Origin of the sequence: Chryseobacterium sp. Mn2064 (assembly GCF_049319685.1) — a bacterium.
In the GTDB taxonomy this organism is placed as follows: Bacteria; Bacteroidota; Bacteroidia; order Flavobacteriales; family Weeksellaceae; genus Chryseobacterium.
The window spans coordinates 953,575-979,070 of sequence record NZ_JBMOUE010000002.1 but is presented as its reverse complement, the minus strand read 5'-3'; the positions used below and the strand labels follow the sequence as shown (position 1 = coordinate 979,070).

Genomic DNA, 25,496 nt, shown 5'->3' with positions numbered 1-25,496 from the left:
TAGTCGCAATTATTATTATTGTGTTACCATTTGAAGAGTATTCTTGGAAATTTGTTCCAACAATACATTTTTTTCATGGTAAAATTTGTCAATGTGATCCATCTTCGCATTTCTTACTGTGAATAAAGATACATTTTTAATTGCTTCGGTTTTAAAAATTTTTTGAAGTTCTTCGTTAAGCTCTTCAATGTGATTAAATTTATCCTCAAGGCACAGTGCCAGTGAGATTGCAGAATTCTGCATCAGAGAAACCTTGATTTTATATTTTGATAAATATCCAAAAATTAGGCTCATATGATCTTCAGCAATGAAAGAAAAGTCTCTTGTTGAGATTTTCAGCAATGCCTGGTTTTCTTTTAAAATATAAGATTCCTCCTGTTGGTTTTGGTCAGATGCACCTACTTTTGTTCCTTCTTTGGTAGGATCTACGAAAGATTTTACATAGAAAGGAATATTTTTTTGCTGTAATGGCTGTAATGTTTTCGGGTGAATAACACTTGCTCCATAATATGCCATTTCAATGGCTTCTTCATAGGAAATATTGGAGAGAAGAGATACATCTTCGAATTTTCTTGGATCTCCTGTCATTACTCCAGGAACATCTTTCCATATCGTCATAGCATCAGCATTTAAGCAGTAAGCAAAAATAGCCGCAGAGTAGTCAGAACCCTCTCTTCCTAACGTCACCGTAAAATTATTGTCGTCAGAACCAATGAATCCCTGCGTTACATAGCAGATTTCAGGATTCAGATTGGAAATAAATTCTTCCGTTCTTGCCCAGTCTACCGTACCTTCTCTGTACGAATTATCCGTTTTGACATAATCTCGGGCATCAAGCCACTGATTGGTAAATTGGATTTCATTCAAATATTCGCTCACAATCTTTGTGGAAATCATTTCCCCGCAGCTTACCACTTGGTCATACACAAAGTTGTAATTAGGAGATTTATTTCTTCTTAGAAAAGAATCAATATCATCAAAAAAAAGATTGATTTCAGCAAAAACGGCATGATTTTCAGGAAAAAGTCCTTCCGCAATCTCAATGTGTTTTCGTTTTATCTTCTCAATCTCAGTTTGATAGTTATCCTTTTTGAAATAAAGTTCTACAACTTTTTCCAACTCATTGGTCGTTTTGCCCATTGCTGAAATTACCAGCAAACATTTGGCAAATCCCTGGCTTTTTAGAACCATAGACACGTTTTTCACACTTTCGGCGTCTTTTACAGACGCTCCACCAAACTTGAAAATTTTCATTAAATTGTTAAAAATAAAATTGTTAGATAAAAAATTACATGAGTTTTTTACGGACGTCAAAATTATAAATTTACAACGAGATATGAAATAGCCTATTGCGATGATAGAATTAAGATTTCCTTAAAATAAGGAATTCATGAAATAAACTGAATTTTTCATCTGTTTGTGATAACAAATTGGGTACTGTCATATTCTGAAATTCTGTGATGTTAAGTCAAGTTACGATTGTATTGTATTGAAAAACAATGATTAAAGTCTTTTTTAATTAAATTTTCTTAATGCAATAAATTTTCCGAAATTTGGGCAAAACGTAAAAAGAAAAATATGTCAAATCAACCATTACAGACTTTAGGAGAATTTCTTATTGATAAGCAGGACGATTTTCAGTATTCCACAGGTGAATTCTCTCGTCTTCTGAGTGCAATAAGATTGGCTTCGAAAGTGGTAAACCGAGAAGTAAATAAAGCCGGAATTGTAGATATAACAGGAGCTGCAGGAAACCAAAACGTTCAGGGAGAAGAGCAGCAGAAGCTTGATGTCATCGCTAATGAAATTTTTATTACGGCTTTGTCTCAGAGAGAGGTTGTTTGTGGTATAGCTTCTGAGGAAAATGATGATTTTATCGATATCAAATGCGGTGAAAATGGTCATCTAAGCAAATATGTAGTACTTATTGATCCTTTGGATGGATCTTCCAATATTGATGTAAATGTTTCTGTGGGAACTATTTTCTCTATTTACAGAAGAGTTACAGAACCAGGAACTCCGGTACAGCTGGAAGACTTTTTACAGAAAGGAATTAATCAGATTGCGGCAGGATATGTTATTTACGGATCTTCTACCATGATTGTGTATACAACAGGAAATGGTGTGAACGGGTTTACATTGGATCCATCTTTAGGTACTTATTATCTCTCTCATCCAAATATGACTTTCCCAAAAACAGGTAAAATCTATTCCATCAACGAAGGAAACTATATTAAATTCCCTCAAGGTGTAAAAAATTATCTTAAATACTGTCAGATGGAAGAAGGAGACCGTCCTTACACTTCCAGATATATTGGCTCTTTGGTAGCAGACTTCCATAGAAATATGCTGAAAGGAGGAATTTATATTTATCCTTCTTATTCACAGGCTCCGAACGGAAAGCTAAGATTACTGTATGAATGCAATCCAATGGCATTCCTTGCAGAGCAGGCTGGAGGTAAAGCAACAGACGGATTCAGAAGAATTCTGGAAGTAGAACCTACAGAACTTCACCAAAGAATTCCGTTTTTCTGTGGAAGTATTAATATGGTGGAGAAAGCAGAGGAATTTATGCGTATTGACAGCGTGAAATAAATGAAAGCGACGTATTTAAAATATTTATTAGAATTCAAACGCCCGAGTGGAACATCTCGCGGCGTTTTGCTTGATAAAGAGACCTTTATTTTTGAAATTTCGGACAACGGAAGAAAAGGAATAGGGGAATGTGCTATTTTCAGAGGCCTGAGTTTTGATGACAGACCAGATTATGAAGATAAACTGAAATGGCTTTGTGAAAATATTGGTAAAGAACCAGAATATTTAAAAGAAGAACTGAAAGAATTTCCTTCCCTATGGTTTGGTTATGAACAGGCAGTTCAGAATTTAAAATATGGTGACAGTCTTTATTTTCCAAGTGAATTTACAGAAGGGAAAGCAGCCATTACCATCAATGGACTGATTTGGATGGGAGATGTAGGATACATGGAAGAGCAGATCCAGGATAAACTGGAAAAAGGATTTCACTGTATTAAACTGAAGATCGGAGTCGACTGGAAATCAGAACATGTTATTCTACAGGAACTAAGACAGAAATTTTCTAAAGACCAGCTGGAATTACGGGTGGATGCCAATGGAGGATTCAGCAAAGATGAAGCAGTGATTGTTTTACAACAGTTGGCAGATCTGAATATTCACTCTATTGAACAACCTATAAAAGCTGGAAATTGGGCTGATATGGCAGAACTGTGTGCCCAGACACCTACTCCAATTGCCTTAGATGAAGAACTGATCGGAATTACAGATCCTGTAGAGAAAGAAAAGTTATTAAAAGCAATAAATCCACAATATATTATTTTGAAACCTGCCTTGGTGGGCGGATTTTCAGGATCTGATGAATGGATATCTCTTGCCGAAAAACAGAACATAGGCTGGTGGATTACCTCTGCATTGGAAAGTAATATAGGACTGAATGCTATTGCCCAGTATACATTCACAAAAAAAAGTCCAATGCCTCAAGGTTTAGGCACTGGAGCTTTGTTCGTCAATAATTTTGAATCCGATTTAGAGCTCAGGAATGAGTTGCTATGGTTCAAAATATAATTGAGAAAATTAGATTAACATGATGGGGCCGGTGAATTTGGACAAGTAGCTTGCCCACAATAATCAGTAGCCCAGGATCTGCAGCACATGGCAGCAGGATTCCAGTTGTTGCATCCAAGAGGTGGTCTTCCACCTTTGATGGTCTTTAATTTGTCTCTTTTGATTTTTTGTAGATTTTTCATAATGAATATTTTAATTGATTGGAAAGTAAATATCGAAAAGTTTTGTCAGATACGCAAAATAAATCAATAATTATTGATTAAAGTAAATGTGTTTGTTTTAAATCTATTATATTCAATAAATAAAAAACAGGGCTTTATGTGAGTCCTGTTTTTATATTTTATAGCGAGTTTGAATAAAAATTTTCTATTAGCGGTCTTTACATCTCATAGCAAAGTTCCCGCATTTTTGTAGGAATTTTAGATTTAAATTTGATTGTATGTAAAGAATAAAATAATGATTGGATCGGATAGTTTTTCTGTTTACAGGATTAAAAATTCAGTTAAATCACATCTTTTACGAAAATGGCTTTCTTTATATAATCTAAGAAATAAGAAAACCTCTTTTTAATTTTTTCCATAATAAAAAATTGTAATTCTCTATGCTATGAATTGGCAATCTCTATGCCATTCTGAAAAGCCCGCTACAACTTTAACACAGAGTTAATTTCTGTAATATTTTCTTAATAAATCAGTGAGATGCAATGGTGAAAATATTTTCACTCTCCTTTATTCTATTCGAAATAAGGTTTCGGTCTACTCCGTATAAATTCTGAAATATATCGTTTTGAACCTGCGAACTCGAAAGATATCCCCAATGATTTCCTACGTCAAACCTAAGGCCGCTAAGAAGATCGTCCTTCACAAAAGTACAGTCGATAATAGAAACTGTATCTTTATATTGAATGATGTCGCTAGGGCCATTTTTACCCAATCTTGGGGTAAGTATATTCTTGGTGAATTGAGAAATCCCCAGAATAACATCCTGTCTGTTCAGATACACAGAAATTCTGTTGGCCAGAAGAGGAAGTTTGTTGAAAGAATCTTCTGAATCCTCAAACACCTTATAACTCACATCAGCATTCAATAGCAGAACCTGATCAATTACTCTCATAATATTTTCTCTTTTGAAGCTGTAAAGCATACTTTGAAGAACCCGGTTTCCCATAGAATGGGCCATCAGATGAATTCTTTGGTTGCACGGAGCGAGATCGCGATTGGAAAAAATATCTTTTAAAAACTGAGTGTAAAAGTAGAAAAGCCTCAGAAGAGAATTTCCGGAATTGATACTGGAAGCTTTATCATCAAAATAAGTGAGTGGAACAATACTGCTGGAAGCCGGCCAGCTTACAAATAAAATATGTTCTACAGGAGAAGCTGGATTATCGATGAATATCTTCTTAAGATCCAGAATTGCTTTTAATTCATCATCGAAAGTGTAAGCATACCCGTGAATAAAAATTAATACATCACTTCGATCTTTGGTAGACGACATATTTTTGTACAGCTCATAGAACATTCTCTGGGTTCCACCGAGGTTGTTGGCTGTAAGGGAAGATTTTTTAAGTCCCTTTTCGTTCAAAAGAACTTCCAACACATTTTCGTAGCCTTGTTTTTCCGGTTCTGAAAAAAGCTTGTAATCCAGTATATTACGATTGGTGTAATCTTTTTTCTTTTTGGCTTGTGCAGAAGGCTCCTTGTAATCTTCAAAATTACATTTGGCAATCCTAAAATTAGGAATGGAGTATTCATCATTGGAAAAAGAATCTACTTTTTCGTCTTTATGACGCACAATTTTCCGGTTGCTTACGATATAAACGGCCATGATTCTTAATTTGATAAAATGGTTTTAGCTTTCCCTAAATTAATGAAAAATACTGAATAACAATACGTAAGGCTTTTAAATTATCACTTTCACAAACACTTATTTTTCCGTAACTTTGTATAACTTTTTTTGCTAAAAAATAAAAGCTAGTTTAATGGAAGAAGAAAAAAAATCCCTCAATTTTATTGAGCAAATTATTGAAGATGATTTGGCAAACGGACTGAAAAGAGAAGAAATCCGTTTCCGTTTTCCCCCTGAACCCAATGGTTATCTGCATGTAGGACACACAAAAGCGATCTGCATCAACTTTGGTTTGGGAGAAAAATACAACGCTCCCGTAAACCTTCGTTTCGACGATACGAACCCTGAAAAAGAAGAGCAGGAATTCGTAGATTCTATCATGAAAGATGTTGAATGGTTAGGTTTCAAGTGGGATAAAGTTTTGTACGCATCCGATTACTTCCAGCAGCTTTACGATTGGGCCGTTCAATTAATTAAAGAAGGAAAAGCTTATGTAGATGAGCAGCCGTCTGAAGTGATTACTGAACAAAGAAAAAATCCTGCAGAACCAGGAATAGAATCTCCCTACAGAAACCGTCCTGTTGAAGAATCGTTAGATTTATTCGAAAGGATGAAAAACGGAGAATTTGAAAGTGGTTCAATGTCTCTTCGTGCAAAAATTGACATGGTTTCGCCAAACATGAATATGCGTGATCCTGTTATGTACAGAATTTTGAATAAACCTCACCACAGAACAGGTACAGCCTGGAAGATTTATCCAATGTACGACTGGGCTCATGGGGAATCTGATTATATTGAACAAATTTCACACTCGCTGTGTTCTTTAGAGTTTGAAAATCACAGACCTTTATACAACTGGTATTTGGATCAGGTATACGAAGAAGGAAAAGTGAAAAACAAGCAAAGAGAATTTGCGAGGATGAATGTTTCCTATATGATTACTTCCAAAAGAAAACTTCAGCGATTGGTTGCTGAAGGAGTGGTAACAGGATGGGATGATCCTAGAATGCCTACTATTTCAGGGATGAGAAGAAAAGGTTTCACACCGACAGCAATCAGAAACTTTATTGAAAAAGTAGGGGTTGCAAAGAGAGAAAACCTGATCGAAATCCAGTTGCTTGACTTCTGTGTACGTGAAGACCTGAATAAAGTAGCTAAGCGTGTAATGGCTGTTGTAGATCCGGTAAAACTGGTCATCGAAAACTATCCTGAAGATAAAGAAGAATGGTTGGAGACTGAGAACAATCCGGAACAGGAAAACGCGGGGACAAGAGAAATTCCTTTCTCAAGAGAACTGTATATTGAGCGTGAGGATTTCAAAGAGGAGGCTAACAATAAATTCTTCCGATTGAAACTGGGAGGCGAAGTTCGTCTGAAGTCTGCTTATATCATTAAAGCAGAAAGAGTAGAAAAAGATGAAAATGGTGAAATCACTACCATTTATGCTACTTACGATGAAAAGAGCAAGTCAGGAAGCGGAACAGAAGAAAGTTTAAGAAAAGTAAAAGGAACTTTACACTGGGTATCTGCAAAGCACGCTATTCCGGTAGAGGTAAGAATCTACAACCAGCTGTTTACAGTAGAGCAGCCGGATGCTGAGAAAGATGTTGATTTCTTAAATTTCATCAACCCTGAATCTGTAACTACCGTAAAAGGTTTTGCTGAGCCAAACCTTAAAGAGGTTGCTATAGGTGAGCCATTGCAGTTCCAGAGAATAGGTTACTTTACAAAAGATCAGGACTCTACAGAGGATACATTGGTATTTAACCGTACCGTAACACTAAAGGATTCTTATAAACCTGAATAATTTTCAGGGTACATAATATAAAAAGCAGGGCTTCATTGAAGTCCTGCTTTTTTTAATAGTTTAAAATCTGAATTTTAATACTCTATTTCAGAAAATCTTTGTCTTTATAAGCCGGGTTGGGGTATTTATAAAACCCTTCACCAGTCAGAACACCAAGTTTTCCTTTATCAAGGTATTCTTCTTTTAACTTTTCAACTGCTTTGATCTTTAATGGATCTTGGGTTTCTTCGGCTTCCATTTTATTGATATTATACGCTGTGGTAATTCCTACAACATCCAGAATCCCAAAAGGACCTGTAGGCGCTCCGGTAGCCACCATCCATGTTTTATCGATGGTTTCAATATCTGCTACTTCATCAATCCACAAGTTAACTGCTGCTCCTAATAAGGGGACAAGTAGTGAATTGACAATATATCCGGGCTGTTCTTTGTAAATAGGAAGTGCTACCATTCCGATGGCTTTTGCAAAACTGATTACAGAATCAAATACCTCCTGTAATGTTCCGGGGTGTCGCATAACTTCTCCCGTATTGTGTTTCCAGATTTCATTGGCGAAGTGAAGTGCTACAAATTTTTCTGGTCTTCCTGTGGCTTCTGCAAACTGACTGGGAAGGAGCGTTGAAGAGTTGGTGGCAAACACCGTTTTTTCTGGAGCTACTTTTGCGAGTTTATGGTAAAATTCGATTTTAATGTCAGGATTTTCTGGAACGGCCTCTATCAGAAGATCTGCATCTTTTACTGCTTCGGCAAGATCAGATGAATAGCTGAGGTTTTTCAACGTAGTATCCAACTGTTCCTGAGTAGCATTCAAATCCTGTTTGTAGGCATCACTTAAAGCAGTAAGCTTTCCTTTGGCTTTTTCCAATACTTCATCATTGATATCATATACGGTAACTTTGAATCCGTGATAGGCTGTCTGGAAGGCGATCTGATATCCTAATACGCCACTTCCGGCTATCGTTATGTTTTTAAAATCCATGAGATTTATTTTTATGGTGAAATATGTTGTTTTAAAAGTAATCTATACCTTATTTTTTAGACGTAAAGCTTTTTATTATATATTGAATATTTTTAGTAAACAAAGGCAGATAAATCTGCTGCGCAAAGCCGTATGCTTCATCAAATCAACTTGTTGATTCTCACTTTGCTTTCCTTAAATAAAGCACTATGAACTTTTTCTTTGCGTTAAAATATACCTCATAATAACATTATAGTTTACTTGTAAAACAACTGATTATACAAATTGTTATTCTAACCTTTTACTCCTTTTACCCATTCCTGGAATCTGCCAATCTGCTCCATGATGAAAGATTCATGTTCTTCTTTCTGTTCAGGGCGGTCAACCAAAATATGTTCGAAATAGCTTCCTTTTAATATTTTTCTTAATATCCCTTCTCCAAGGAACGGTTTATAGTCATTAAGAGCTTGAGTGGCTTTCAGTAAATGTCTGATGTCATACTGCAGCGGGTTGATATCCGGAACCTGTTTGTTGAGGTTAAGGAGATTGTATACGGCTATTCTGGCTGTTCTTACAGAACTTTCCATGGTGAATACAACATCATTATTGGTTTCTACAAACTGCCCTACTAGGCCTAAATTGCTACATCCTTCAGGAACGACTCTTGGACGGTCACCTTGCGCTCTAGGCATAAACATCGAAGTGATGTAAGGCATAAAAGCAGTACGTACAATGGTATTATCTACAACATTATCCAGCTGATCTATGATATCAAGGTGATAAGATAACTCTGCAAGGATTTCATTTCCTGTACACTGAGGCATTGTTTTTTTAATATAATTACCTTCTTTATCCATTAGTAAGGCATATACCCATACCACAAGAATATCGTCCGGCTGAGTAGGGAAGTGTGGCTGTCTGTTACAGGTAAAACTCATTACCCAGTTGGAGTCTGTAATAGTAATAATACCACCAGTAGCTGTTCTTCCTGAATAAGGATCGTTTACACACAGCTCTTTCAGTTTTTCGGTGAAGGCAGAAGGTCGGCAGGTTAATGTAGCAGATTCCCATGAAGATTTTTCAATATGGCTACAGAATTTTTCCGGTTTCCCGAATACTTCAGATTTGGCAGCAAGGTTTTTCCACAGTTTCCATCCTGCACTTTGTCCTGCACTGTTATTGTCTATAGTAACTTCCGGAACGGTATCGTTATTTCCATAGAATGTGCTTTCTGTCATAGATCCGGTAGTAACGATCACGTAATCATCCTTTCCAACAGGAATTCTTACTTCCTCACCATCTTGTTCCGTGATAATTCCTTCTACTTTTTTTCCTTCGGTGTTGATATGAATATCAAGATCTTTAACCAAGGTATTGAACTGAATCTGTACTCCTTTTTCAATTAAAAAGTTTTTTAAAGGGGTAACATAAGTGTCGTACTGGTTGTATTTTGGGAATACAAGACATGAAAAATCTTTCATCCCGTCAATCGCATGAAGGAATCTGTGCATATATAATTTCAGTTCCAGTAAGCTGTGCCAGTTTTCAAAGGCAAACATAGAGCGCCAGAAAAACCAGAAATTACTGTTAAGGAATGATTCTGAGAAATAATCTTCAATACTAAGATCATCAAGTTCTTCTTTTTTCTTTAATAAAAGTTTGACAATCGCCAGCTGGTCTTTTTTCTCGAGGCCGAATTTACTGAAATCCTTGATTTGTCCTTGATTGTGAATCAATCTTGCCTTTGAATAGTTAGGGTCATTATCATTCACAAGACGGTATTCGTCCAATACGCTGTAAGGCGCAGGGAGCTCTAAAGCAGGGATGTCCTGGAACATATCCCATAAATTTTCATAGGTCATATCCATTTCTCGTCCTCCTCGGATGATGTAGCCGTCTGTTGCATTACCGGCTCCATCAAGAGATCCTCCCTCAACATTAAGCTGATCCAGGAATATAATGTTTTTGCCGGGAACACGGCCATCACGGATGAAATAATACGCTGCGGACATTCCCGCAATTCCGCTTCCAACAATATAAATTTTACTGTTCTCGTAAGATTGTAAGGGAATTCCTTTATTGCGTTGATAGTTTCCGATCTGGTCGGAAAAAGGCATTGTTTTTTCAGGGGTGTTAATCTGAACTTCTTTACTTGAATCCGGTTCGTGGTTTACTTTCCCAAACTGGTCAGAGGCATTTAAAACTTTGTCGAATTTTGAATTGATCGTACTCATTGTTTATTGTTTTTAATTAACAGTATAAAGGTACCTCTATTCACAAAGCAGTATATATCCCTAATGTCAGAATTACTGTCCCCAAATTCTCAGGACTGGATATTTTCTTTTATTCTGTATTCTGAAGGAGAGAGAGAAGTGTGTTTTTTGAAAAAACGCCCGAAGGCCGACGCCGAATTGAACTGAAGCTCAAAGGCAATTTCTGAAATAGTGATATCGGGATTTCCAAGCATCATATAAGCTTCCTTCAATAGGGTTTCGTCTATCACTTCGTGAGGCGTTTTTCCGCAAGCTTTTTTAATGATATCAATAAGGTATTTGTTGGAAATACAAAGCTGATCCGCATAAAACTGAACTGTTCTCTGTCCTCTTATATTCTCCCGAATCAGTTTACTGAACTTCAGGTAAAGGTCCTTTTTTCCTTCCTCTTTTTCAGGATGAGCACCATTTTCTTTTTCTACAATCTCTGCCGTTTCAAGAAGGAGGTTGAAGATGATGGTTCGGATAATCTCTTCGGTAAATTTTCCCTGTTTTCTGGACTTCTTTTTTAGATAATCAAGCAAATTCTGAAGTAAAGATGAGTTTTTGGGAGTGGTTTTTATAATACTATATGAACCTTGAGAGAAAAGATTCATTTTTTCAATGATAAAAGGATTGGAAATATTTTTGATCAGAAAATTTTTATCGAAGAACAGTAGCTTCATCATAAAGTCTTCGCTGGTTTTGAGGAACTTTACGATGGTAGAAGGAGCAGCAATGAGAAAACTGTCGGTATCCACTTTATATTTCTGTCTGTCTATTTCAATGGTTATTTCTCCGGCTGTACAAATGCACAGTGCATAATAATCCATTCTGAAAGGAGCTTTAGGAAAATCAAAAATTGGTTTGCCGGAGGAGATATAATAAGACTGCCGGCAGTCAATATTGTAAAAAGATAAAGTGTCGTGTAAATTTTCGTAAGTCACCATTCTTTTGTGTTGATTAATATTTTATTGTGTATTTCAGTTATTTAAGGCTGAAAAGTATTGTTGTTACTGCAATTTACGAATTTTATAAATGTTTGTACATTGTATATTTTAAAAAGAATTGGTTTTTTCAGGATACAGATAATGGTTTGATTGTATAGAGGTTATTGATAAAAAATGGTTTAAATAAAGGCTTTTGCTTTATTTTTATCTACCTTTGTGCTTTCAAATTCCCCCAAAATATTATCGTGAAACTTATTAACTTATATACGAGTTCTTTCAAAGGACTCTCGCAGGAGTGTTGGATGCTGGCGTTGGTAATGCTGATCAACAGGGCGGGTTCTATGGTGCTTCCTTTCTTGGGAGTATATATGACAAATCATTTACATTTTAGTATAGAAAATTCCGGAATTGTACTGAGCTTTTTTGGAATAGGTTCAGTGATTGGTTCCTGGCTGGGAGGGATGATCACCGATAAAATTGGTGAATACAGAGTACAAAGTCTAAGCTTACTTTTCAGTGTGCCTTTATTCTGCCTTATTCCTTTATTTACTACAGAAGCAGGATTGGCAGGGATTATTCTGGCTCAAAGTATTGTAAGTGAAACTTTTCGGCCGGCGAACTCGGTGGCTATTACGAAATATGCCAAACCCGAGAATATTACCCGGGCTTTTTCCCTGAATCGTATGGCCGTTAATTTAGGATTTTCTATAGGACCGGCACTAGGAGGAATTTTATCTGCTATTTCTTATGAATTTTTGTTTTATAGTAATGCTTTGGCGGCTTTATTGGCTGGGCTGATGTATATCTGGTTTTTCAAAGACCGTACAAAAAGAGCTAAACAGGCAGCGAAAAAAGTAAAAGAAGCCATAGCCGTAAAAAAAGAAAGCTCTCCTTACAGGGATGGAAAATTTTTGATATACAGTATTTTCTGTATGCTGTTTGCGATATGTTTTTTTCAGTTATTTAGTATACTGACTATTTTTTATAAAGATACAGCCCACTTAAGTCAGCAGAATATAGGATATATTCTCGCCTATAGTGGTATTTTGATTGTATTGCTGGAAATGGGATTTGTACAGCTGGCAGAAAAGTATTTTACCCTAGCTTTCACCATGGCTATCGGAACTTTCTTATATGGTATTTCGTATGCAATGCTTGCTTTTGATTATAGCATTGTTGTTCTATTCCTTTCCATGACAATACTTTGTATAGGAGAAATATGGACACTTCCTTTTATGTCTACCATTACCGCTTTACGTTCGGGTAAAAACAATAAAGGAGCTTATATGGGGCTGAACGGAATGTCTATTTCCATAGCATTTATTATCACACCTTATATTGGAACTCTGATTGCAGAAAAACTAGGCTTTGATGTTTTATGGATCGGTACCGGAGTATTGGGAGCTGCCATTGCTGTTGGCTTTTACTTTATCATTCCGTGGATGCTTAAAGATAAAAATAAAGTGGAAGAAGAGATAGTATAAATAGATCTGCTTACCATTTATATGAATACAAAACCCCAGTCGTTTTATCGGCTGGGGTTTAAATTTGATATTACAGACTGCTGTAATCTGTTAAAGAATATTTTTAGCCATAATATTATGAATGATCATATTGGCATGAACCCTGGAGTTTTCTATGAACCACAGGTGAGTATCTTTTCCGCCACATACTACTCCTGCAAGATACAGATTGGGAACATTGGTCTCCATTGTTTCAGGATGATATAACGGATTCAGGCAGTCCCCATTCAGTTCAATTCCTGAATTCTTCAGAAAATCAAAATCGGGAAGATAACCTGTCATAGCCAGTAAAAAATCATTTTCGATTTCATGAAGCTTGCCATCTTTATCTTTGAAAATCACCGTGTTTTCTTTTACCTCAAGCATTTCAGCATTGAAGTGAGCGGTGATCGTTCCTTCTGCAATTCTATTTTCAATGTCAGGTTTTACCCAGTATTTTACACTTTTTGAGATTTCGGAATGGCGAACAATCATGGTAACTTCAGCTCCTTTTCTGTAGGTTTCCAGAGCTGCATCCACCGCAGAATTGCTAGATCCCACGACAACTATTTTCTGTCGGGCATAAGGATAAGGTTCAGTATAGTAATGTTTGACTTTCGGAAGATCTTCTCCAGGAATATTCATAAGGTTAGGAATATCGTAAAATCCTGTAGCTATAACTACATTTTTAGCCTTATAGTCAGCTTTCGTAGTTTTAATTTCAAAGATTTCGCTGTTTTTTGAGACGTTTAAAACCCTTTCATAAAGATGAATATTAAGTTCTTTCTGTCTTGCAATTCCCTGATAATATTCCAATGCATCTTGTCTTCCAGGTTTGGGAGCCGTGGAGATGAAAGGTGTACCGTCTATTTCCAGTTTTTCTGCAGTAGAAAAGAACCGCATATATAAAGGATAATTGTACAGTGAATTGACAATGGTTCCTTTTTCTATAATTACATATTTCAGGTTGTTTTTTTGAGCTTCAATGGCACAGTTTAAACCAATAGGCCCGGCTCCGATAATAAGAATATCAAAAATTTCCATCTAACAAAGGTACGATGTAATTTATAGAAAATAGAGCTTGATCATTAGATATTGAAGGTTATCTCAATAGAATTTAAAAATGATTTTCTTAAAAAAATATACTGGAATGATGCTTTACTTTTTATCGCAAAGAGACAATTCATAATGATGTATTGAAGGAAAGCAAATGGAGAATTGGCAAGATGATTTGATAAAATGTATTGTTTTGCGTAGCAGATTTATCTGCCTTTGTTTGCTAAAATCATCAATGTTTACTAAAAAAATGCGTTTAGAAAAGGATATACTTAAACACCTATTATTCATTAGTTTCAAAATCTCTGGCATTGGTTTTGGTATTTTTATCCAATACAAAATTGAAACTATGAAAAAAATGATTACTTCCCTGGCAGTGGTTACCTTGATGATCGCCTGCAAGAAGGAAGTTCACAAACCTGTCCCCAACGAGATCGATTCCATGGCACAAGCCAAATCAGAGAATGCGGCAAATACTGTTAAAAATAAAGCAGAAAAAGAGTCGGCTCTTAAAAAAACGAATGATGAACTTTTACAAGCTTTAAAAAATAAAGATTATAAAACATTTGCTTCATACATTCATCCTGAAAAAGGAATTCGTTTTTCGATGTATGCTTTTGTAGATTTGAAAGAGGATAAGCATTTTTCTAAAGCGGAGTTTGAACAGTATCTTCCTACTAAAACGTTATTTACGTGGGGCGCTCATGATGGTTCGGGTGATCCTTATAAGGCGACCATTAATGATTATCTTGGAAAATGGGTGTTTTCAAAAGATTTTACCCTATCACAATATGCTTTGGATACATTTTTAGGAGGAGGTAATTCCCTGAATAATTTAAAGGAGATTTATCCTAAACATGATTTTACCGAAAACTACAGTAAAGGCACTGAAAAATCTGGAGAAATGGACTGGAAGACACTTCGGTTTGTATTTGAAGAATTTCAGGGCAAATATTATTTGATTGCAGTGGTAAATGACCAATGGACAATATAGATGTTAAAAAAAGAGCGGAAAGTATGAATTTCCGCTTTTTTTATAGTATTTCTGTAAGTTGTTGGGTGAGGTTTTTCCTTGAAAACTGTTCAATATGTTGAGTGTTTTCCTGTAGATTTCCACTTTTCCAAAGATTAAATTTTTCGAGGATAAATGTTTTTACTGTTTCTGTATCATGATAACTGAAATGTTTCCCCGCCTTAGTTTCTTCCAAAATTTTTGCTACATCAGCCTGATCCGGACCAAACGACAGAATTTGTTTTCCTGAAGCCAAATATTCAAATATTTTTCCGGGAATGATTCCTTTTGAAGACTCGTTTGGGAAATTGGTAATCAGAAGCATTTCTGAATTCTGCATTTCTTCTACGGCTTTTCCATGAGAAAGATAACCTAGGTTCAGAATATGATTTTTTAGATTAGAACTTTCAATAAATTGTAAAATCTTGTCATCAATTCTTCCCACAAATTTCAATTTAAAATTCGAAGCAAAATCATGATTCTCCTGAATCAGTTCATGAAGTGCTTTCCAAAGATTTTCGGGGTTTCTGAGTTGCTCTAAAACGCCAATATAACTCAATGTGAAATTTTGATTTTTCTGTCCTGTTACTTTCTCTCCGGAATCACTTTCGTCAAACCCATTGGTGATGCAAAAAGCATTGGCTCCTGCTTTGCGGAAGTTTTCAGCATCGGTATAGCTTGTTGCAAGAGTAATATCTGCATTTTTGAAAACAGCACTTTCAAGTTTTCGGTGTTTGTTGTCTGAGCTTTTGGTTAATTTCAAATGTTTATAATACGAAATCTCAGTCCAGGGATCACGAAAATCAGCAATCCATTTCAGGTGAGGCAGTTTATCCTTCAGTCCCAATCCAATCAAATGTAGAGAGTGTGGCGGGCCAGAAGTAACAATCGTATCTATTTTATTTTCTTTCAGGTATTTTTCTAAAAACTGAATAGATGGTTTAACCCAGAAAACTCTCGCATCAGGAATGAAAAAATTCCCTCTTATCCAGATCGAAAGTTTAGATTTCCAGCTTTGGTTTTTTCCTACATCAAACTGTCCTGCTTTAAACTTTTTATTGCTTTTGTTCAGTTTTTCCGCCAATTGATAAGGTTCCCATATTTTGGTTCTTACCATCTCAATATTTTCAGGAACATCCTTCATCAGGGTTTCATCTATTAAAGGATAGCTTGGATTTTCCGGAGTATAAATGATGGGTTTCCAACCAAAATCGGGGAGATATTTGGCAAACTTCAGCCATCTTTGAACACCAGGACCTCCCGCAGGAGGCCAGTAATAGGTGATAATCAGTATTTTCTTCTGTTCCATTTTCTTAGCTTAAATGGTCTTTGTGATTCTTCGTTACACTATGCTTCATTCAGAATGAGATAATGCAATAGTTATTTTAAGCTTTTTGCTCAACTAAGTCTGCTTTCTTTCTGTTTTTGTTCATCCAGAAAATTCCAAATGCTGCTAAAGCAATAAATAATCCAAATGAAAGAAGAGAAATCCATTTTCCTTTTTCAATCACTTCAGGTTCGAAAACCATTCTGATATGGTGATTTCCTGCCGGAACGTGTACTGCACGAAGAAGGTAATCAGCTTTGATGTAAGGAACTTCTTTTTCATCAACCAACACTTTCCATCCATGAGGATAGTATACTTCAGAAAATACAGCCAATTGCGGCGTTTTCGACTGAGATTTGAACTCCAGCTCATTAGGCTGATACTGAGTAAGAGTGATGAATGCTGTTGAATCTGCCTGAACAGGTTTGTTGGTGAAATACGACTTATCTGAAGAGGCTATAACTGCGGTCTTTTTATTATCAACAACTCCAATAGATTTAATTTCTTCATTAGGAGTGTCTACAAACTTCAAGTCACTTACAAACCATGCATTTCCATTGGCTTTTGGGTTAGGAACAACCTGTGGCTGATCCGGACCTCCGAACACCATGTATTTAGCGTTCAGTAAGTTTAATATTTTGGGTGTTTTTACACTGTCGATGTTATTGATATATTCATTCAGAACGTCATCATATCTTCTTAATTTTACAGCGTGATACCCCCCGATAGAAGCCTTGAAATAAGAAGTATTTGTCTCACTGGTTACTCCTAAAGTCTGATTGTAAATTCTGTAATGGTTTTTGTCTTTGTCAGCAATCGTTTCTAACGTTTTATTGATGTTCACATTGGCAAGAATGGATTCCAAATTAGGATTTCCCTGAACTTTTTCTGCCAACAGATCTGAACTTTCCGTCTGGAAAGGATTTTCTGCAAAGATTTTATCTACATAGTTTTCATCATTCAGATAACGCTTATTTACCGTCCAAAGGTCGAATAAACTTACCACTCCGATAATGATCAAGGCAATATTCTGGCTTAGTTTTTTCTTTAAACTTAAGAATAACGCTGCGGCGGCAATGGCAACATAAATAAATGCTTTTATCGCATCTATTCTAAATAGTTTATATCTTTCATCTACAAGATAATCTAGAAGGAAAGGAGGGAAGTATGTTTTTTCACCTTCCGTGGCAAATCCTAATAATGATTTTCCGAAGAGTAAAAGAATTAATAGCAAACCTAATGTTCCGCCACTTATGTACATCAGAGTTTTCTGTTTGTATTCTTCTGACAGTTTTTCGTCGGTGAAGAATCTGTATATTCCTATAATAGCAATCAGAGGGAATAATAATTCTACAACTACTAAGATGGAAGAAGGAGCTCTGAATTTATTGTAAAAAGGAACATAATCTATAAAGAAATCAGATAAAGGCATGAAGTTGCTTCCCCAAGCCAGTAAAATTGTAAGAACAGAGGCTCCCAAGATCCAGTAACGGTATTTCTTCCATGCAAAGAAGAAGCCTAACAGAGCAAGAAAACATACAATAGCTCCCTGATAAGCAGGCCCCGAGGTTCCCGGCTGGTCTCCCCAATAGGTCATTCCGCTGAATCCTTTTGAAATCCTGTCCATCTCAGCCTGTGATCCTACATTTTCCTGAACAAGTTCCTGAACTTTGTTCATCATTACTTTTCCTTCCGGTTCCTGGCTTCCTCCACCCATTAATCTTGGGATGAAGAGGTTTAAGGTTTCAAGTTGTCCGTAGCTCCACATTAGCATACTTTCCTTATCCATCCCTGATTTTCCGGAAGTATGGCTGTCGTTGGTTAAGATTTGCTTTCCACGCACGGTTTCTTTTACATATTCCGAATTGGCCATAATTCTCTGTGAATTCATTCCAACTCCGATAATGCATGATGCCGCAATAATTCCTGATGAGATCAGAAAATGTTTCATTGGAGTCTTTTTCTGAATGGCTCTGATCAATTCAGAAAGGAATAAGAATCCTAATGCCAGAAACAGATAATACGTCATCTGCGGGTGATTGGCAGCGATCTGTAATCCCATAAAAAGGGTTGTGACAATAAATCCCCAGATATATTGTTTTCGGATATAAACCAATAAAATTCCGGCCAATAAAGGAGCGAAATACTCGATGGTATTTACTTTTCCGTTATGTCCGGCTGCAATAATAATATAGAAGTAGGTGGAAAGTCCAAAGAAAGTAGCACCAAGAAGGGCATACTTCCAGTTTCTTACCACGACTATTCCTAAAAGGAAAAAACCTGCAAAAAGCAAGAATAGATAATTGACCGGTCTTGGCAGAAAATTCAGATTGCTGTCGATCTTTTTGATGATATCACCTTTAAACTGGCTTCCCATCTGATAGGTCGGCATTCCTCCAAACATGGAGTCACTCCAATACGTTTCATTTCCGGTATTAGCTCTATAGTCGAGCAGTTCTTTTGCTCCTCCGCGGTATTGTACGATATCATGCTGGAAAAGCTGTTTCCCTGTAAATACAGGAGTTGAATATAAAAATGCTAAAACTATAAATACTACTAATGAAGCTGCAATATAGATTAAGTTTTTATTTTTTGCCATGTGCTGGTTATTATCTTTTATTTCTTGGAATTTTTACCTTTTGTCCTTACTCTCTTTCACCTCTTCATAGTCTACAGTTTCTGCATCCCAGTTGAGGTTCTGCTTGTTATTCTTGTTAGCGTTGTGTATGTCCTGCTGACCGTTGTTTTGATTATTGTTATTAAAACGGTAACTGTAAAATGTCTTAAAGAAGATTCTTTTCAGAATATTCCAGACAAAGAATATGATAATAGCAGTGAGTACTAACTCAAGAATGTATTTCATAATGTTAAAATTTAAAGTTGAAGGGTGCAGATGCCAAAGTCCGAGATTTTTCAGATTACTTGAAAGTCTCAGACTCTATAACATTTTTTCCTTCAAAGGTATTTGCTTCAATTATTTAGCAGAAGGATTTACCATTACAGAAGAATTGGAAATACTTTTCATAGACTGAGTTTGTTTTCCGTCTGTAATACTTTCAATCTGTGTAGTTTTCACATTAATATTCTGTGTTGTAATCCATCCTGTGCTTTCGTCAAACTTAATGGTTCCGTTCTGAACCAATTCGCTGCTAAGGCTATGGGTAATAGGACCTTGAGCTTTCTTTTCTGTTTTCTTAGGAATACCTCCGGTTACTGAAATTTCTGCAGTTCCGTTTCCTAGGCTCTTTAAAACATAGTTGGATGTTACTTTTACAGCACCGCTTGGGTCTGCATTTTCAGAAGTCGTCCATTTTTCACCTATTTTTACACCTTTTTTAGGAAGAATAGTTAAGTTTTTATGGAACTGATCTTTCAGTACTTTTTCGTTGAAAGATTGTTTAAGACTTGCTACAACATTTGCTTTTTCATTAGCATCTTTGATCATAGTTCCTACAGCGTTCAATACTTTAGTATAAACAGCATCAAAACCTGTGATGGAAATTACATTCCCTTTGGTATCCATTTTCATGGCAAGCTTATTACCGGTAAGCGCTTTGTTTACATTCCAGATCATTTTAAGCTCGTCTTCTTTAGGGATCGGAAGTTTAGTATCTACAACAACTGTTTTTCCCTGTGCAGACTGAGAGCTTCGTTTAGCAACAAGATTAAGGGTCATATCATATACATTTCCTTTAACATCATTTACCACGAAGTTCATTTCATCTGTAGATTCGCTGGTTGCAGTGATCGATTTTCCCTGAGGATCTGTCATCGTCTTTACATCTCTCTGATACGTTGTAAGCGGGTAAGTTTTCCCTTTTTCAAGTTTGAAAGACTGCGTTACAATTCCTGCAGAATCTTTGATAGCGGGGTTTGCTGTTACTTTTGCCACAGAATCAGCCGGAACTTCTACTGTTACTGTTTTCCCTGTTTTAGGATCTACTTTAGTTATTTTTGCTGTTTCTTTTTTACAAGATACAAGAGCTATAGATGATATAAGCGCAAGCGCTGCAATGTTCTTCATTCGATTTTTTTAAGTTTATTTTTTACTACTGTTTCTTAATATATTTTCGGCAATATTATACAGTTTTCCCTGAGATTCCCCATCTGATTCATTGGACAATATTACCACTCCCATATTTTGGGAAGGATAAATCTGAAGTACGCTTGAAAACCCAAATGTACCTCCGGTATGATACACTGTTTTGGTTCCGTCTTTATAGGTATGCACTCTCCAATACAGGCCAATAGCATCTCCATCTTCATCCGCTTTTACAAGAGGAGTGTGGGAAACGTTTACATAATTATCACTTTCATTCAAATGATACTGCATATATTTCACCAGATCTCCTGTTGTGGACAGAATTCCGCCAGCCGGGGCAAATATTGTTGTAAAATTCTTTGGCATCACCTTTCCTTTATCGTTATAACAGGTCAGTAGATGTACAGAATTCGTACCAACAATGGTTTGGTTCATTTTCAGAGGCTTTGTGATGTATTCTGAAAGCAGTTCTCCATAGCTTTTATGATATACATTCTCCAGAATATCTCCGGCAATCTGTGTTCCTACATTGGAATATCTATATTGTGTTCCCGGAACAAAATCTATTTTGGCCTGATGAAGATCTTCATCAAACTTCTTTTTTGAATAATTTTTATAAAAATTAGCCAATGCCATCGCAACAGAGTCCATCGGTTTCTTGAACGTTTCCGACTGATCCGGTAAAAACTGAGGCAACCCTGATGAATGATTGGTAAGATTACCGATTGTGACCGGTTGCTTTTCAAATTCAAGGTTAGGATAATTTCCGTTTATATATTTCCGGATATCATCATCCATTTTAATTTTTCCGTCTATTAAAGCATGAGCCAGAAGTGTTCCTGTAAATGTTTTGCTGATGGATGCAATCTCATAAAGACTTTTGGAAGTAGGAAGATCAGATTTTCCGATTTCCGTGGTTCCGTAATTATAAAAATAACTTTTACCATCTTTAATGATACCTATTGAAATTCCTACGCGGGCAGGATTTTGCATATAGGCCATTGCTTCTTTCTGAACCATCTTATCAAGTTCTGTAACCTGACGGTTGTCTGTAGCTATATTTTTTGTCTGGGCATTCAATACGAATGGGGCAAAAAATAATGGTAAAAGGTTTTGTATTTTCATGGTTTTAAGGATTGGGTATCACGGTCATTTTCTGTCGTACTGCCTCATATAGAATGGCTCCACAGGCTACAGAAACGTTTAGTGATTGTGTTTTTCCTTCAATAGGAAGTTTTATTTTTTCGTCAGCGTGATGCAGAACTTCTTTAGAAATTCCAGTTTCTTCATTTCCCATCACGATAGCACATGGTTCTGTTAAGTTGACATCATAGATCAGTTTCTGAGCTTTTTCACTGGCTGCATATACTGAAATTCCACTTTGTTGAAGGAAATCTACAGCGTGTGCCAGGTTATTTTCTTTACAGATTTTAATATTATAGATTGCTCCGGCAGATGTTTTTATAGCATCAGAATTGATAGGTGCTGCTCCTTTTTCAGGGATAATAATAGCATCAATACCTACACATTCTGCGGTTCTGCAGATAGCCCCGAAGTTTCTTACATCCGTCAGTCTGTCCAGAATCAATAAGAAAGGTGTTTTCCCTTCTTCGAATAACTGTGGAACAATATCCTCCACTTTATGAAACGGAACATCCGAGATAAAAGCAACCACTCCCTGGTGGTTTTTTCTTGTAAAACGGTTCAGTTTTTCAACCGGAACATAATTGGGACGGATTTTATTTTTAGCCAAAATTGCTTTCAGTTCAGCATAAATAGGACCTTGAAGTGCATTTTGCACAAAGATCTTGTCAATCGTTTTTCCCGCTTCAATTGCTTCAATTACGGGACGCAGCCCGAAAATAAAATCGTCTTTTTTATCTGTCATTTTATTAATTTAAATAGTGAATTGTACAATGTGAATTTTACTTTATAAGTCGATCTGGCGAATTCGTGTTCCCATGATATCATTGACTTGCATAGAAAATTCACTACCTTCCTTCTTCTCCCAGAATCGCTCTTTTTTGCGCCATCACATAACCATAGTGAAGACTTTCATGCATATTGTTGAAGATAATGGCGTCCTGAATGCTTTTCAGGTCCATTCCGAAGCTGGTCGTATAAGGGGTATAATCTGAAAAGAAATCACTGTCATAATCTTTCATCAGGATTTTCGAAGTTTCTGTAAGGAGAAATTCCAGATCTTCCACTTCGGATTTCTGAACATTTAAATTCGGTAATGTACCCTTCTTATAAGTTTCAATCCAATATTTATCAATACGGAAAGTGTTTCCGCTTAGGTAATAATGCAGCAGCTGTTGGGTGGCAACAGTATGTGCAATATTCCAGTAAATATTGTTGTTGAAACCGTCAGGAATCAGAAGAAGATCCTCATGAGAGGTGTTCTGAAGGATCTCCAGAAGATTTTTTCTTACCTGTCTGTGTGCTTGAAAATGATAATTCATTTTGCAGATTTTTTAATCTCCAAAAATAGTTTAATAAACTGGAAATGACAATTTTTGAGCAGAGGATTCAAGTGAATTTTATATATTTTTATGAAAAATTCTGATAATCGTATTGAGTTTTAAGGCCTCAGATATTCTGAACCTTGCATTGATACTGGAATATTTAACAAACTTTAACTCAAAAATAGCATTTATTGTGTTGATTAGTGCAAGTATTTATCAGAAATTTACCACTTATTTTAAATCAAGCTATGTCAGAGATATATCAAGCTGAAGATATCCGCCAATTGACGGAAAAAGTAAAAGAAAAAAACTACTTATTTTCTCTTCTGAGACAGGAAATCAACAAAGTTATTATTGGACAGGAATATATGGTAGACCGCCTTTTGGTAGGACTTTTAGGGAACGGTCATGTTCTTCTTGAAGGAGTACCAGGACTGGCTAAAACTTTGGCAATAAAAACCTTAGCAGATGCCGTTCATGGAGATTTTTCCAGAATTCAGTTTACGCCCGATCTGCTTCCTGCAGACGTAGTAGGAACCATGATTTTTAATATCAAAGATAATGATTTCTCTATCAAAAAAGGACCTGTATTTGCCAACTTTGTATTGGCAGATGAGATCAACCGTGCTCCGGCAAAAGTACAGTCGGCTCTTTTGGAGGTAATGCAGGAAAAGCAGGTGACTATTGGTGACGAAACGATGAAACTTCCAAAACCGTTTTTAGTACTGGCCACTCAAAACCCGATTGATCAGGAGGGAACTTACTTGTTGCCGGAAGCGCAAAGCGACCGTTTTATGTTGAAATGTACCATAGATTACCCTGCTTTTGAAGATGAAAGACAGGTGATGAGAATGGTTTCCACTTCACATCAGCCAACGGTGAAACCGGTGATTTCCCTTCAGGATATTGTAGATGCCAAAGAACTGATCAATCAGATCTATCTGGATGAGAAAATTGAAAAGTATATCCTTGATATGGTTTTTGCAACCCGTTATCCAGAGAATTACGGACTGTCGGAATTGAAAAATTACATCAGCTTCGGGGCTTCCCCAAGAGCTTCTATTAACCTTGCGATTGCTTCAAGAGCATATGCATTCTTAAAAGGCAGAGCTTTTGTAATTCCTGAAGACGTAAAAGCATTGGCTAAAGATGTATTGAGACACAGAATGGGATTAACATTTGAGGCAGAAGCAGAGGAAATTTCAACAGAAGAAATCATCAACAGAATTTTAGCAAAAATCCAGGCACCCTAATAATGAATGAAGTAATGATCAGAAGAGCAGTTCAGGAAGATTGCAGTGCTATGCTGGAGCTTATTAAGGAACTGGCTGAATATGAAAAAGCTTTGCACGAAGTTACGGTAACACTACAGCAGTTTACCGAAGATGGCTTTGGGAAATCTCCTGTTTGGGGAGCATTTGTAGCAGAAGTGGATAATGAAATTGTGGGAATATCATTGTACTATGACAGATATTCAACATGGAAAGGAAGAAGACTGTACCTTGAAGATCTTGTAGTGACGGAAAGAATGAGAGGAATGCAGATTGGTAAAAAACTCTTCGATGCTACATTGGAACATGGGAAAAATAACGATTATAGCGGAATGGTATTTCAGGTTTTGAACTGGAATGAACCTGCTATCAATTTTTATAAAAAGTACAGTCCGAAATTTGATGATGAATGGTTGAATGTTTCCATCGAGTTTAAAGATTAACCCGAATCTAATCATTCAATTAACTCAAAATTTTGAATTTTAAACATCTATGCAGATAAAAGATATTGTAAAAAAAGTAAAGCAGATAGAAATCCGGACCAGAAAAAAGACGGAGGCTGCTTTGATGGGGCAATATCACAGTGCCTTCAAAGGGCAGGGGATGACTTTTTCCGAAGTACGCCCCTATCAGTTTGGTGATGAGATCCGAAGAATCGACTGGAACAAAACAGCGCGCTTCCGTGAACCTTTCGTTAAAGTAATGGAAGAAGAAAGAGAGCTCACCATGATGATTCTGGTAGACATATCGGCATCCATGGATTATGGGACAAAAGTTCAGCTCAAGCGAGAATATGTTGCAGAAATTGCTGCCAGTTTAGGATTTTCAGCGGCTGGAAATAATGATAAAGTAGGGTTGATTCTGTTTGCAGATAAAGTATATAAGGTAATCCCTCCACAAAAAGGAAGAAAACACATTTTATCCATTATCAGTAATATTCTGACTGCAGATTATGTTCCGGCTGAATCCAAAATAGATAAAGCTCTGGAGTATATGATGGGTATATTCAAAAGGAAATCACTGGTTTTTCTGTTTTCAGATTTTGAAGAAGAATATGATTCCAAAATGTTGAGAGTGGCCTCCAAAAAGCATCAGCTGCTTGGAATGAGGATTTATGATGAAAAAGATAACGAAATTCCTGATGTAGGCTACACCCTTTTGTATGATGCCGAAACAGGAAAACAAATATGGGCTAATACTTCCAGTGCAAGGTGGAGATATACCTTTGCAGAAGCCCAGAAACAAAAATTAAGAGCTCTGGAGGAAGATTTTGCCAACAGTTCGGCCAGTTTTATGAATATTAATACCGGGTCGGATTATTCAAAATTATTGTATAATTACTTTCAGAAAAAGTAACTTCGGATTTCAATCCGTTATAAAAAACATCAGGCGGTAAGCCTTTATTA

The 25,496-nt window shown here is 36.4% G+C and carries 22 protein-coding genes; 8 read left to right on the top strand and 14 right to left on the bottom strand.

All coding sequences use genetic code 11. The features are described 5' to 3' along the window. Positions 1-15: 15 nt before the first annotated feature. Complete coding sequence (locus ACL9RH_RS11525; protein ID WP_422693509.1) at positions 16-1,254, bottom strand: aspartate kinase; 1,239 nt, start codon at positions 1,252-1,254, stop codon at positions 16-18. Positions 1,255-1,578: 324 nt separating this feature from the next. Here ACL9RH_RS11525 and fbp point away from each other — a divergent pair, with 324 nt between their 5' ends. Next, a complete protein-coding gene (gene fbp / locus ACL9RH_RS11520; protein ID WP_422693508.1) occupies positions 1,579-2,595 on the top strand; it encodes a class 1 fructose-bisphosphatase in 1,017 nt (338 codons plus the stop codon). After that, complete coding sequence (locus tag ACL9RH_RS11515; protein ID WP_422693507.1) at positions 2,596-3,600, top strand: o-succinylbenzoate synthase; 1,005 nt, start codon at positions 2,596-2,598, stop codon at positions 3,598-3,600. Between the two features lie 14 nt (positions 3,601-3,614). On the opposite strand, the gene ACL9RH_RS11510 is transcribed toward ACL9RH_RS11515, so the two are convergent. Together ACL9RH_RS11510 and ACL9RH_RS11505 are read right to left on the bottom strand one after the other, a co-directional pair. Beyond that, positions 3,615-3,782 carry a bacteriocin-like protein gene (locus ACL9RH_RS11510; RefSeq protein ID WP_422693506.1) on the bottom strand — a complete coding sequence of 56 codons (168 nt, stop codon included), beginning with the start codon at positions 3,780-3,782 and terminating at the stop codon, positions 3,615-3,617. 508 nt (positions 3,783-4,290) lie between these two features. Beyond that, positions 4,291-5,424, bottom strand: coding sequence for an alpha/beta hydrolase (locus ACL9RH_RS11505; RefSeq protein ID WP_422693505.1), 1,134 nt, complete (start codon positions 5,422-5,424; stop codon positions 4,291-4,293). A 154-nt stretch (positions 5,425-5,578) separates the two neighbouring features. Between ACL9RH_RS11505 and ACL9RH_RS11500 the strand changes: the two genes are divergently transcribed. Further along, a complete protein-coding gene (locus tag ACL9RH_RS11500; RefSeq protein WP_422693504.1) occupies positions 5,579-7,252 on the top strand; it encodes a glutamine--tRNA ligase/YqeY domain fusion protein in 1,674 nt (557 codons plus the stop codon). An 82-nt stretch (positions 7,253-7,334) separates the two neighbouring features. On the opposite strand, the gene ACL9RH_RS11495 is transcribed toward ACL9RH_RS11500, so the two are convergent. The 3 genes from ACL9RH_RS11495 to ACL9RH_RS11485 form a co-directional block, all read right to left on the bottom strand. After that, the gene (locus ACL9RH_RS11495; protein WP_422693503.1) at positions 7,335-8,231 is read right to left on the bottom strand and encodes a 3-hydroxyacyl-CoA dehydrogenase; all 897 of its coding nucleotides are present in this window, start codon (positions 8,229-8,231) and stop codon (positions 7,335-7,337) included. 272 nt (positions 8,232-8,503) lie between these two features. Further along, on the bottom strand, positions 8,504-10,444 hold the full coding sequence (locus tag ACL9RH_RS11490; RefSeq protein WP_422693502.1) for an oleate hydratase: 1,941 nt from the start codon (positions 10,442-10,444) through the stop codon (positions 8,504-8,506). 89 nt (positions 10,445-10,533) lie between these two features. Further along, positions 10,534-11,412, bottom strand: coding sequence for a helix-turn-helix domain-containing protein (locus ACL9RH_RS11485; protein ID WP_422693501.1), 879 nt, complete (start codon positions 11,410-11,412; stop codon positions 10,534-10,536). Between the two features lie 302 nt (positions 11,413-11,714). Between ACL9RH_RS11485 and ACL9RH_RS11480 the strand changes: the two genes are divergently transcribed. After that, positions 11,715-12,896, top strand: coding sequence for an MFS transporter (locus ACL9RH_RS11480; protein ID WP_422693701.1), 1,182 nt, complete (start codon positions 11,715-11,717; stop codon positions 12,894-12,896). 90 nt (positions 12,897-12,986) lie between these two features. Here ACL9RH_RS11480 and ACL9RH_RS11475 read toward each other — a convergent pair whose 3' ends face one another. Beyond that, positions 12,987-13,958 (bottom strand): YpdA family putative bacillithiol disulfide reductase, encoded by a 972-nt coding sequence (locus tag ACL9RH_RS11475; RefSeq protein ID WP_422693500.1) that lies wholly within the window; start codon positions 13,956-13,958, stop codon positions 12,987-12,989. A gap of 361 nt (positions 13,959-14,319) precedes the next feature. On the opposite strand from ACL9RH_RS11475, the gene ACL9RH_RS11470 reads away from it, so the two are divergent. Continuing rightward, positions 14,320-14,964 (top strand): hypothetical protein, encoded by a 645-nt coding sequence (locus ACL9RH_RS11470; protein WP_422693499.1) that lies wholly within the window; start codon positions 14,320-14,322, stop codon positions 14,962-14,964. A gap of 40 nt (positions 14,965-15,004) precedes the next feature. Here ACL9RH_RS11470 and ACL9RH_RS11465 read toward each other — a convergent pair whose 3' ends face one another. The 7 genes from ACL9RH_RS11465 to ACL9RH_RS11435 all read right to left on the bottom strand — a co-directional run bounded on the left by ACL9RH_RS11465 (position 15,005) and on the right by ACL9RH_RS11435 (position 22,816). Continuing rightward, a complete protein-coding gene (locus ACL9RH_RS11465) occupies positions 15,005-16,291 on the bottom strand; it encodes a glycosyl transferase family 1 (RefSeq protein WP_422693498.1) in 1,287 nt (428 codons plus the stop codon). Between the two features lie 76 nt (positions 16,292-16,367). Continuing rightward, a complete protein-coding gene (locus tag ACL9RH_RS11460) occupies positions 16,368-18,908 on the bottom strand; it encodes a YfhO family protein (RefSeq protein ID WP_422693497.1) in 2,541 nt (846 codons plus the stop codon). A 33-nt stretch (positions 18,909-18,941) separates the two neighbouring features. Beyond that, the gene (locus ACL9RH_RS11455) at positions 18,942-19,172 is read right to left on the bottom strand and encodes a hypothetical protein (RefSeq protein WP_422693496.1); all 231 of its coding nucleotides are present in this window, start codon (positions 19,170-19,172) and stop codon (positions 18,942-18,944) included. 111 nt (positions 19,173-19,283) lie between these two features. After that, positions 19,284-20,333: a DUF6263 family protein gene (locus ACL9RH_RS11450; protein ID WP_422693495.1), complete on the bottom strand. Its 1,050-nt coding sequence runs from the start codon at positions 20,331-20,333 to the stop codon at positions 19,284-19,286. A gap of 15 nt (positions 20,334-20,348) precedes the next feature. Further along, positions 20,349-21,476 (bottom strand): serine hydrolase domain-containing protein, encoded by a 1,128-nt coding sequence (locus ACL9RH_RS11445; RefSeq protein ID WP_422693494.1) that lies wholly within the window; start codon positions 21,474-21,476, stop codon positions 20,349-20,351. Positions 21,477-21,480: 4 nt separating this feature from the next. Then, positions 21,481-22,239 carry a 23S rRNA (guanosine(2251)-2'-O)-methyltransferase RlmB gene (gene rlmB, locus ACL9RH_RS11440; protein WP_422693493.1) on the bottom strand — a complete coding sequence of 253 codons (759 nt, stop codon included), beginning with the start codon at positions 22,237-22,239 and terminating at the stop codon, positions 21,481-21,483. A gap of 103 nt (positions 22,240-22,342) precedes the next feature. Then, positions 22,343-22,816 carry a DinB family protein gene (locus ACL9RH_RS11435; RefSeq protein ID WP_422693492.1) on the bottom strand — a complete coding sequence of 158 codons (474 nt, stop codon included), beginning with the start codon at positions 22,814-22,816 and terminating at the stop codon, positions 22,343-22,345. 251 nt (positions 22,817-23,067) lie between these two features. On the opposite strand from ACL9RH_RS11435, the gene ACL9RH_RS11430 reads away from it, so the two are divergent. The 3 genes from ACL9RH_RS11430 to ACL9RH_RS11420 are packed head-to-tail and all read left to right on the top strand — an operon-like array spanning position 23,068 to position 25,446. Beyond that, on the top strand, positions 23,068-24,072 hold the full coding sequence (locus tag ACL9RH_RS11430) for an AAA family ATPase (protein ID WP_079243966.1): 1,005 nt from the start codon (positions 23,068-23,070) through the stop codon (positions 24,070-24,072). A gap of 2 nt (positions 24,073-24,074) precedes the next feature. Further along, complete coding sequence (locus ACL9RH_RS11425) at positions 24,075-24,533, top strand: GNAT family N-acetyltransferase (RefSeq protein WP_422693491.1); 459 nt, start codon at positions 24,075-24,077, stop codon at positions 24,531-24,533. A gap of 49 nt (positions 24,534-24,582) precedes the next feature. Next, positions 24,583-25,446, top strand: coding sequence for a DUF58 domain-containing protein (locus tag ACL9RH_RS11420; protein WP_422693490.1), 864 nt, complete (start codon positions 24,583-24,585; stop codon positions 25,444-25,446). Positions 25,447-25,496: the final 50 nt, after the last annotated feature.

Excerpts from the sequence above, each read along its gene's own strand:
- ACL9RH_RS11475 (WP_422693500.1), bottom strand. The coding sequence starts at position 13,958 with ATGGAAATTTTTGATATTCTTATTATCGGAGCCGGGCCTATTGGTTTA.
- ACL9RH_RS11470 (WP_422693499.1), top strand. The coding sequence starts at position 14,320 with ATGAAAAAAATGATTACTTCCCTGGCAGTGGTTACCTTGATGATCGCC.
- ACL9RH_RS11445 (WP_422693494.1), bottom strand. The coding sequence starts at position 21,476 with ATGAAAATACAAAACCTTTTACCATTATTTTTTGCCCCATTCGTATTG.
- ACL9RH_RS11435 (WP_422693492.1), bottom strand. The coding sequence starts at position 22,816 with ATGAATTATCATTTTCAAGCACACAGACAGGTAAGAAAAAATCTTCTG.
- ACL9RH_RS11485 (WP_422693501.1), bottom strand. The coding sequence starts at position 11,412 with ATGGTGACTTACGAAAATTTACACGACACTTTATCTTTTTACAATATT.
- ACL9RH_RS11430 (WP_079243966.1), top strand. The coding sequence starts at position 23,068 with ATGTCAGAGATATATCAAGCTGAAGATATCCGCCAATTGACGGAAAAA.
- fbp (WP_422693508.1), top strand. The coding sequence starts at position 1,579 with ATGTCAAATCAACCATTACAGACTTTAGGAGAATTTCTTATTGATAAG.
- ACL9RH_RS11465 (WP_422693498.1), bottom strand. The coding sequence starts at position 16,291 with ATGGAACAGAAGAAAATACTGATTATCACCTATTACTGGCCTCCTGCG.
- ACL9RH_RS11450 (WP_422693495.1), bottom strand. The coding sequence starts at position 20,333 with ATGAAGAACATTGCAGCGCTTGCGCTTATATCATCTATAGCTCTTGTA.
- ACL9RH_RS11525 (WP_422693509.1), bottom strand. The coding sequence starts at position 1,254 with ATGAAAATTTTCAAGTTTGGTGGAGCGTCTGTAAAAGACGCCGAAAGT.
- ACL9RH_RS11510 (WP_422693506.1), bottom strand. The coding sequence starts at position 3,782 with ATGAAAAATCTACAAAAAATCAAAAGAGACAAATTAAAGACCATCAAA.
- rlmB (WP_422693493.1), bottom strand. The coding sequence starts at position 22,239 with ATGACAGATAAAAAAGACGATTTTATTTTCGGGCTGCGTCCCGTAATT.
- ACL9RH_RS11490 (WP_422693502.1), bottom strand. The coding sequence starts at position 10,444 with ATGAGTACGATCAATTCAAAATTCGACAAAGTTTTAAATGCCTCTGAC.
- ACL9RH_RS11495 (WP_422693503.1), bottom strand. The coding sequence starts at position 8,231 with ATGGATTTTAAAAACATAACGATAGCCGGAAGTGGCGTATTAGGATAT.
- ACL9RH_RS11480 (WP_422693701.1), top strand. The coding sequence starts at position 11,715 with ATGCTGGCGTTGGTAATGCTGATCAACAGGGCGGGTTCTATGGTGCTT.
- ACL9RH_RS11505 (WP_422693505.1), bottom strand. The coding sequence starts at position 5,424 with ATGGCCGTTTATATCGTAAGCAACCGGAAAATTGTGCGTCATAAAGAC.
- ACL9RH_RS11455 (WP_422693496.1), bottom strand. The coding sequence starts at position 19,172 with ATGAAATACATTCTTGAGTTAGTACTCACTGCTATTATCATATTCTTT.
- ACL9RH_RS11460 (WP_422693497.1), bottom strand. The coding sequence starts at position 18,908 with ATGGCAAAAAATAAAAACTTAATCTATATTGCAGCTTCATTAGTAGTA.
- ACL9RH_RS11425 (WP_422693491.1), top strand. The coding sequence starts at position 24,075 with ATGAATGAAGTAATGATCAGAAGAGCAGTTCAGGAAGATTGCAGTGCT.
- ACL9RH_RS11500 (WP_422693504.1), top strand. The coding sequence starts at position 5,579 with ATGGAAGAAGAAAAAAAATCCCTCAATTTTATTGAGCAAATTATTGAA.
- ACL9RH_RS11515 (WP_422693507.1), top strand. The coding sequence starts at position 2,596 with ATGAAAGCGACGTATTTAAAATATTTATTAGAATTCAAACGCCCGAGT.
- ACL9RH_RS11420 (WP_422693490.1), top strand. The coding sequence starts at position 24,583 with ATGCAGATAAAAGATATTGTAAAAAAAGTAAAGCAGATAGAAATCCGG.